The sequence below is a fragment of the Microtetraspora niveoalba genome (assembly GCF_001570405.1).
Classification (GTDB): domain Bacteria; phylum Actinomycetota; class Actinomycetes; order Streptosporangiales; family Streptosporangiaceae; genus Microtetraspora; species Microtetraspora niveoalba.
On sequence record NZ_BBYM01000075.1, the window covers coordinates 1 to 9,578 of the forward strand.

Below are 9,578 nucleotides of genomic sequence, written 5' to 3' on the forward strand. Positions count from 1 at the left end.
GCTCTGCGGGCCGTCCGCGGCCACGAACTCGCGCAGCCGCGCGGCCTGGGCCCGCAGGCCGTCAGCCGTCTTCGCCGCCAGCACCCACGGCACCGGACCGGAGACGGCGACCGCGGAGGCGTCCGGCACGGCGGACTCGGGGGCCTGCTCCAAAATGACGTGGGCGTTCGTCCCGCTCATTCCGAAGGACGAGACGGCGCAACGGCGAGGACGGTCCGACTCCGGCCATTCTCGCGGCTCGGTCAGCAACCGCACGGTTCCGGGCGACCAGTCCACCTGAGGCGAGGGCCGGTCGGCGTGCAGTGTGGGCGGCATCAGCCCGTGCCGCATGGCCAGGATCAGCTTGATGATTCCGGCGACACCGGCGGCGGACTGGGTGTGCCCGATGTTCGACTTGATCGACCCCAGCCAGAGCGGCCGGTCCGCGCCACGACCCCGCCCATACGTGGCCAGCAACGCCCGCGCCTCGATCGGATCACCGAGCCGCGTCCCGGTGCCGTGCGCCTCCACCACATCCACCTCGTCCGCGGACAACCGCGCACTGGCGAGCGCCTGCCGGATCACCCGCTCCTGCGCCGGCCCGCTCGGCGCGGTCAGACCGTTCGACGCACCGTCCTGATTGATCGCACTGCCCCGGATCACCGCGAGGACCTCGTGCCCGCGCCGCCGCGCATCGCTCAGCCGCTCGACCAGCAACAACCCCACACCCTCGGACCAGCCCGCGCCGTCCGCCTCCGCGGAGAACGACTTGCACCGCCCATCCGACGACAGGCCGCCCTGCCGCCCGAACTCCACGATCGTCATGGGCGAGGTCATCACCGTCACGCCACCGGCCAGCGCCAGATCACAATCACCGTCCCGCAACGACTGGATCGCCGAGTGCAATGCCACCAGCGACGACGAACACGCCGTGTCCAGCGTCACCGCCGGCCCTTCGAGCCCGAACGTGTACGCCACCCTGCCGGACGCGATGCTGGACGCGGTGCCGATCATCAGGTGGCCCGCGACCTCCTCCGGCAGATCCTTGCCCAATCCGTAGCCGACCGTGGTGACGCCGACGAAGACGCCGGTGCGCGAACCCCGCAGCGACAGCGGGTCGATCCCGGCCTCCTCGAAGGTCTTCCATGCCGTCTCCAGCAGGAGCCGTTGCTGCGGCTCCATGCCGAGCGCCTCACGAGGTGAGATGCCGAAGAGGTCCGCGTCGAAATCGCCGGCGTCGGTGAGGAAGCCGCCCGCCCACGCCGGGTCGTCCCCGGGCACCTCCCAGCCCCTGTCCGTGGGCAGCGGGGTGATCGCGTCCTGGCCGGTGGTGACCAGCCGCCACAGGTCGGCCGGTGAGCGCACGTCGCCGGGGTAGCGGCAGGCCATCGACACGATGGCGATCGGCTCGTCGGCCGCCGCCTCCATCTCGCGTACCCGCTGGCGGGTCTGGTGCAGTTCGGCGATCACCCGGCTCAGGTACTCGCGGAGTTTCTGCTCATCTGTCATAGGAACGTCGCCTCTCCCGGATTGTCATCGGCTCCCAGGCACCCCGGCTCACGACAGGCCCAGGTCCCGATCGACCAGGTCGAAAAGCTCTTCGTTGGTGGCCGTGCTGAGTCTTTCCCGCAGCTCATCGCCGGTGGCGCCGGCGCCGCCGACGGTGCGCTGGCGGGCGAGCAGCGCCTCCAGGCGCAGGACGACGCGGACCCGGTCGATGTCGTCGTCCGGCCGGTCCAGCAGCGCCTGCTCGAGCAGGTCCAGTTCTTCGGCGGAGGGCAACTCCGCCTCCTGGCCGGAGGGCAGGACCGCTTCGCGTAGGTGATCGGCGAGCAGCACCGGCGTCGGGTGGTCGAAGACCATGGTGGCCGGCAGGGTCAGGCCGGTGGCCTCGCCGAGCCGGTTGCGCAGTTCCACGGCGGTCAGCGAGTCGAAACCGCACTCGCGGAACGGCCTGCCGATCTCGATCGCGTTCGGCGTGTCGTGCCCGAGCACCGCTGCCGCGTGCGCCCGGACCAGGTCCAGGAGGTGGAGTTCCCGATCGCCGGGCGGCAGTCCGGCGAGCTTCTGCCGCAGGGCGGCGAGCCGGTCGGCGTTCGGGGCGACAGCGGGCGTGCTCGCCGTAAGCTGCCGCGCCTCGGGGATCTCGTCGAAGAACCGGCTGGGCCGCAAGGCGGTGAAGGCGGGCACGAACCGGTCCCACGCGATGTCGGCGACGGTCACCGTCCCGGTGTCCTGGTCCATCGCGTGTTGGAGCGCCCGCATCGCCGGGTCCGGTGCCAGGAGCGCGATGCCGCGCCGCCGCATCGGTTCCTTGATCGCCTGGTCGACCATGCCGCCGCCGTCCCACGGCCCCCAGGCGACCGAGATCGCCCGTACGCCTTCCGCGCCGCGCCGCTGGGCGAGCGCGTCCAGGTAGGCGTTCGCGGCCGCGTAGCCGGCCTGCTCTCCGACACCCCAGATGCCGGCGATGGAGGAGAAGTAGACGACCGCGTCCAGGCGGCGCGGGTCGAGCAGCTCGTCCAGGTGCCGGGCGCCCGCGATCTTGGCGGCGGCGGTCCGGCCGAGCTCGGCCAGGGTGGTCTCGGTCAGCGGCGCGGAGGTGCTGACGCCCGCGGCGTGCACGACCGCCCGGAGCGGGGGTTCCTGCGCGCCGAGCCGATGGATCAGCCGGGCGACGTCCGCGCGTTCGGCCATGTCGCAGGCGGCGACCGTGACTCTGGCACCGAGGGTCGTCAGGTCGGCTTCCAGCTCGGTCAGGCCGGGTGCTTCGCGTCCGGCGCGGCTGACCAGCACCACGTGTTCGGCGCCGCGCCGGGCGAGCCAGCGCGCGACGTGCGCGCCCAGCGCGCCCGTGCCGCCGGTAACCAGGACGGTGCCGCGCGGGCGCCATTGCGGCGCGTCCGGGTCTCCCGCCGGTGCCCGCAGGAGCCTGCGCGCGAATGTCCCGTCGGGGCGGATCGCGAGCTGGTCCTCGCCCTCGCCCTGGCAGAGCAGGCCGATGAGGGTGTCGACCGCGGCCGTGTCGGCTCTGGAGGAAGGGTCGGTATCCGAGGGAAGGCCGACGTCCGAGCGAAGGCCGGCATCCGAGGAGGGGCAGATGTCCGGGGGGAGGTCGATGAGGCCGCCCCACAGGTACGGGTGCTCCAGGGCCGCCACCCGGCCCAGCCCCCAGACCGGCGCCTGCGACGGGCTCGCCGGAGGCTCGTACTCCTCGGTCGACACCGCGCCTCGTGTCACGCACCACACCGGAGCCGTGACTCCGGCCTGTACGGCGGCCTGCACGAGCAGCAGCGTCGCCGCCGTCCCCGCGGGCAGCTCCGGGCAGGCGGGGTGTGGGCTCTCGTCCAGGGCCAGCAGCGAGAGCAGGCCGGCGGGCGGCGCTCCGTCACCCGTGGCCCGCAACAGGCGGGCGGCCAGCTCCGTGTGGTCCGTCACGTCAGCGGGCACGGTCACCGTCACCACGTCGCCGCCCCGGTGGAGCAGGCCGTCGCGGCAGGAGCGGACGATCCCACTGTCGGCGAGGGAGTCCGGGACCACCATCAGCCAGACGCCCGAGACGACCGGGACGGGCAGGCCCGGCACCGGCTCCCAGCCGACGCGGTAACGCCATCGGGAGACCTCGGCGCTCTCCTGACTCTGCCGGAGCCAGGAGGCCAGCAGCGGCAGCGTTTTCCGCAGCGACGAGCGCACGTCCGGGTCGCTCACGTCGAGCCGGTCGCTGAGGGAGTCGGCGTCCTCGCGGGCGATCGCCTGCCACAAACCCGTCTCACCGGAAGGTCCGGCCGCCGGAGGCTCAGCCGGATACAGCCAGAACCGCTCGTGCTGGAACGGGTAGACCGGCAGCTCCACCCGCCGGCCGTGACCGGCGAACAGCCTCTGCCAGTCCACGGTGGCTCCACGGGTCCAGAGCTCGGCCAGCGCGGCCGAAAACGCCTCGTTGTCGTCCCTCCCCTTGCGGAGCGCCGCCGTGACGGTGAGGCCCGCGGAGGCGGGCAGGCTCTCCCGGGCCAGGCCGGTGAGCACACCGTCGGGGCCGAGCTCCAGGAACCGGGTCACGCCCTGGTCCCGCAGGTGCCCGACACCGTCGGCGAATCTCACCGTCTCGCGCACCTGCCGGACCCAATAGTCCGGGGAAGTGAGCAGTCCGGGGTCGGCCACCGTCCCGGTCAGGTTCGACACGATCGGGATCCGCGGCTCCGAGAACGTCACCTTCTCCAGCACCGCGGCGAACTCGGCCAGCATCGGCTCCATGAGCCGGGAATGGAACGCGTGCGACACCGTCAACCGGCTCGTCTTACGGCCCCGCGTGGCCCAGTGGGCCGCCAACTCGTCGATCACCTCGGCATCGCCGGAGACCACGACCGAGTCCGGACCGTTGACCGCCGCGACGTCCACCCGGTCGTCGGTCAGCTCGTCCTCGGTCGCCTGGACGGCCAGCATCGCGCCACCGGCGGAGAGGGCCTGCATCAGGCGGCCCCGCGCCGCCACCACCGCGCACGCGTCTTCGAGCGAGAACACCCCCGCGCAGTGCGCGGCGGCGAGCTCGCCGATCGAATGCCCCAGCAGGAAGTCGGGCACCACGCCGAATGACTCGAGCAGGCGGAACAGCGCCACCTCGACGGCGAACAGGCCCGCCTGCGCCCACATCGTCCGATCCAGGTCCGCGCCCTCGAACACCGCGTCTTTGACGGGCAGGTCGAACTCCGCGCACACCGCGTCGAACGCCTCCGCGAACACCGGGAACGCCTCGTACAACCCGCGGCCCATCCCGGCCCGCTGCGCTCCCTGACCGGTGAACAGGAACGCGGACCGGCCCTCGCCGGTCACCCCCGCGACCACGCGGCCGCTGGGCCGCTCGTCCGCGAGCGCGGCGAGACCGCCGGCGAGGCCGTCCCTCCCGGCGCCGAGCACCACGGCGCGATGCTCAAGCGCGGCACGCGCCAGCAGGGACCGGCCGACGTCGACCGGGTCCGGCGCCCCGGGCTCGGTGACGACGTCGTGCAGCCGGGAGGCGTGCGCGCGCAGAGCGTCCGCGGTGCGGGCGGCCAGCAGCCACGGCACCACGCCGGGCGCCGGGCCGTCCGGAGCCTGCGCGGCCTCCGCCTCGGGGGCCTGTTCGACGATGACGTGGGCGTTGGTGCCGCTGATCCCGAACGAGGAGACACCGGCCCGGCGGGGCCGATCCGTGGAAGGCCACGGCCGGGACTCGGTCAGCAGCTCCACCGCGCCCGCGGACCAGTCGACCTGCGGGGTGGGTTCATCGGCGTGCAGGGTGGGCGGCAGCACGCCGTGGCGCATCGCCTGCACCATCTTGATCACACCGGCGACGCCCGCCGCCGCCTGCGTGTGCCCGATGTTCGACTTGACCGACCCCAGCCACAGCGGACGATCCCGCTCCTGGCCGTAGGTGGCGAGCAGCGCCTGCGCCTCGATCGGATCGCCGAGCTTCGTGCCGGTGCCGTGCCCTTCCACCGCGTCCACGTCGGACGGGGACAGCCGCGCGTTCGCCAGCGCGTCCCGGATCACCCGCTGCTGCGACGGGCCGTTCGGCGCTGTGAGCCCGCTCGAGGCGCCGTCCTGGTTGACCGCGCTGCCACGGATCACCGCGAGAACCTGATGCCCGTGCCGCTGCGCGTCCGACAGGCGTTCCAGCAGGAGCATGCTCACGCCCTCGGCCCAGCCCGTGCCGTCCGCCGAGGCGCCGAAGGACTTGCACCGGCCGTCCGAGGCGAGCCCGCCCTGCCGGTCGAAGCCCACGAAGGTGTCGGGGGAGGCCATCACGGTCGCGCCGCCGGCGAAGGCCAGCGTCGACTCGCCCGACCGCAGCGACTGGCAGGCCAGGTGCACCGCCACCAGCGACGACGAACACGCCGTGTCCACCGTGACCGCGGGCCCTTCCAACCCGAAGGTGTAGGAGATCCGGCCGGAGGCGACGCTGCCCATGTTGCCGATGCCCAGGTACGCCTCCACTCCTTCGGGGACGGCGATCACGCGGGCGCTGTAGTCGTGGTACATCAATCCGGCGAAGACACCGGTACGGCTGCCGCGCAGAGAGTGCGGGTCGATGCCGCCGCGCTCGCACACCTCCCAGCACGCCTCCAGCAGCAGGCGGTGTTGCGGGTCCATCGCCATCGCCTCGCGCGGAGACACGCCGAACAGCCCGGGGTCGAACGCGTCGGCGTCGTAGAGGAAGCCGCCGCTGCGCGCGAACGGGGCCGTCTCGTCGACGCGCCAACCGCGGTCGTCGGGGAAGGCGGAGATCGCGTCAACGCCTTCGGAGGTCAGCCGCCACAACGCGTCCGGGCTGTCCACGCCGCCGGGCAGTCTGCAGGCCATGCCGACGATCGCGATCGGCTGCCGCTCCGCCGACTCGGTGACGCGCAGCCGTTGACGGGTCTGATGCAGCTCGGCTGTGACCCGCTTGAGGTAGTCACGCAGCTTCTGCTCGTCCGCCATCTGGGCCTCACAAGGTCTCGGGGTGGGCTGGGCAGGGGATCACGAAGCGCCCAGTTCCTTGTCGATGAAGTCGAAGATCTCGTCGTCGGTGGCCGTGTCGATGCTGGCCACGACAGCCGGTGTGGAGGGCGCGGAAGCGCCGTCGTCGAAGCGGGCGAGCATCGCCTGCAACCGCCGGACGAGCTTCCTGCGGTCTGCCTCCTCGGTGGCGGCGAGCCCGGTCTCGATCTGGTCCACCTGCTCGGCGAGCAGGGCCGCGGCGGCCGCCGCCTGGGTGGGCGCGATCCGGTCGGCCAGGTATTCGGCGAGCCGGGCCGCCGAGGGCTGGTCGAACACCAGCGTCGCCGGCAGGCGCAGCCCGGTGCGGGCGCCGAGCCGGTTGCGCAGCTCGACGGCGGTGAGGGAGTCGAACCCGAGGTCGCCGAAGCTTCGCTCGGGCGTGATGGCATCGACGGTGGCGTGCCCCAGGACCTGGGCGACCTCGGCCCGCACCGCCTCCAGGATGAGCCGGGCCTGCTCGGCGGGTGGCCGCCCGGTCAGCCGCCGCAGCAGCTGCGGGCCTTCCGCCCGCGCGTTCGCCCGCCTCAGGCCGCCCGGCAGCAGGCCGCGCAGCATCGGCGGCACGGCGACGTCGCCGGATCCGGCCGTCGGGAGTTTCAGCCGGATCGGCACGACGTGCGCGTGCCGCCCGGTGATGGCCGCGTCGTAGAGCGCCAGTCCCTGCTCGGCGGTGAGCGCGCCGCCGAGCCGTGCCGCCCGGTCGCCGAGGTGCTCGGTCATCGCGCTGGCCTGCTCCCACATGCCCCACGCGAGCGACACTCCAGGGAGCCCGAGCGCCCGCCTGCGCGCCGCCAGTGCGTCCAGGAACGCGTTCGCCGCCGCGTAGTTGCCCTGTCCCGGACTGCCGAGCGTCCCGGCCGCCGAGGAGAAGAGCACGAACATCGTCAGGTCCAGGCTTGCGGTGAGCTCGTGCAGGTTCACCGCCGCGTCGACCTTCGCGCGCAGGACTCTCGCCAGCCGCTCCGGGTTCAGCGCCTCGACCACACCGTCGTCCAGGACGCCCGCGGCGTGCACCACGCCCGTCAGCGGGTGTTCGGCCGGGATCCGGGCGAGCACCTCCTCCAGCGCGGCCCGGTCGGCGGCGTCGCACGCCACCACCTCGGCGTCCGCGCCGAGCTCCGTCAGCTCGGCCACCAGATCCGCCGCGCCGGGGCTGTCCGTCCCGCGCCGGCTCAGCAGCAGCAGGTGCCGCACGTCGTACGCCGTGACCAGGTGCCGGGCCAGCAGGCCGCCGAGCGTCCCGGTGCCGCCGGTGAGGAGGACGGTGCCCGCCTGCCGAGCCACCGGCCGGGTACTGGCCGATACACGGGCCAGGCGTGGCGCCCACGCCTGCCCGCCCCTGACCGCCAGCTGCGGTTCGGTGCCCGTCACGAACGGCTTCCACTCGTCTGTGTCCGTGTCGGTGTCGACCAGGAGGAACCGGTCCGGGTGCTCCGACTGCGCCGACCGCAGCAGGCCCCATGCGGCCGCGCCCGCCAGGTCCCGCGCCTCGCCGGCCGGGTCCACCGCGCCGGAGGTCAGCAGCACCAGCCGGGAGGAGTCGAAGCGCGCGTCACCGAGCCACGTCTGTACGGCATGCAGCGCCTCAGAGGTCACCCGGAGGACGTCGGCGGCCACGTCGGTCTCTCCGCCGCCGGCCAGCGGCAGGACCACGACCGGTGGCACCGCCGCGCCGTCGTCGACGGCGGAGAGCAGGGATTCCAAGGAGGAGATCTCGACCCACGAGGAAGTGTCGCCGGCCGCCGGCCCAGTCGTCGGCACGGTCGTTCGCGTCCACTCCACTACGAAGAGCGAGTCGTCGGTGGTCCTGGCGGCCGCCGCCAGTTGGTCTGCGGCGATCTCACGCATGACCAGGGACTCGATGGACGCGACCGGTGCACCGGTCATGTCCGCGGTCTGTATCTCGACACCGTCGCCGACCGCGGTCATGGCCACCCGAAGCATCGAGGCTCCGGCGGCATGCAGCCGCACGCCCGTCCACGCGAACGGCAACCGCGTCCCCTGACCACCGGCGGCGACGAGCCCGCTGACATGCAGCGCCGCGTCCAGCAACGCCGGATGTATCCCGAACTCGGCCGCTTCGGCTACCGCCTCCTCCGGCAACGCGACCTCGGCGAACACCCGCTCACCGTCCCGCCACGCCGCCCGCACCCCCTGGAACAGGGGGCCGTAGCCGTACCCGCCCTCTTCAAGAGCGTCGTAGAACCCCTCCAGCGGCACCGCCACCGCACCCAGCGGCGGCCACACCGCAAGATCCACGCCTTGCGGCATGGAATCGGCCGACAGCGCGCCGGTCGCGTGGCAGATCCACGGCCCGTCCTCGCCCGCGTCCGGCCGGGAGTGGATCTCCACCCGGCGCTCGCCGTCCTCACCCGGGGCAGTCACGTGAACCTGGACCTGCACCCCGCCGTGTGGTGGGAGTTGTAGCGGCGCCTGCACAACGAGCTCCCGCAGAGTCAGGCACCCCACCTGCTCACCGGCCCGCAACGCCATCTCCACCAGCGCCGTCCCCGGCACCAGCACCTGCCCGTGGATCGCATGATCGGCCAGCCACGAATGCGTCGCCAACGACAACCGCCCCGTCATCAGGACGGCGCCCTCACCGGCCAGCGCCACCGCCGCACCCAGCAACGGATGCCCCGCCGCGGCCAGGCCCACGGCGCCCACATCACCCGTCACGGCAGCGGGCTCCGGCCAGTACCGCTCACGCTGGAACGCGTAGGTCGGCAGTTCCACTCGACGGCCGGTCGGCAGGACGGACGTCCAGTCGAGGTCGCCGCCGACCGTCCACAACCGGCCCAGCGCCGCCAGGGCCGTCTCCGCCTCATCCCGATCGCGGCGCAACACCGGAGCGAACACAGCCTCGTCGACCGACTGCTGGGCCAGCGCGCAGAGCACCCCGTCCGGGCCCAGCTCCACGAACCGGGTCACGTCCCGCTCGGCCAGGCTCCTGACCCCGTCGGCGAAGCGGACCGCCTCGCGCACCTGCCGGACCCAATAGTCAGGGGACGTGAGCAGCCCAGGATCGGCCAACTCGCCGGTCAGGTTCGACACGATCGGGATCCGCGGCTCGTCGAACG

General features: G+C 73.2%; 3 protein-coding genes. All 3 read right to left on the reverse strand.

The genetic code is table 11. The features are described 5' to 3' along the window. On the reverse strand, positions 1 to 1,488 hold a 1,488-nt coding region (locus AWQ70_RS36925; protein WP_174552463.1), incomplete at its 3' end, for a type I polyketide synthase. Positions 1,489 to 1,536: 48 nt separating this feature from the next. Next, positions 1,537 to 6,438, reverse strand: a complete 4,902-nt coding sequence (locus tag AWQ70_RS36930; protein ID WP_067186862.1) for a type I polyketide synthase — start codon at positions 6,436 to 6,438, stop codon at positions 1,537 to 1,539. 39 nt (positions 6,439 to 6,477) lie between these two features. Beyond that, positions 6,478 to 9,578 (reverse strand): type I polyketide synthase (locus AWQ70_RS36935; protein ID WP_157530957.1); only part of this gene is annotated, 3,101 nt, incomplete at its 5' end.

What these genes read in the sequence shown, in the direction of transcription:
- AWQ70_RS36930 (WP_067186862.1), bottom strand. Translation starts at nt 6,438, where the DNA reads ATGGCGGACGAGCAGAAGCTGCGTGACTACCTCAAGCGGGTCACAGCC.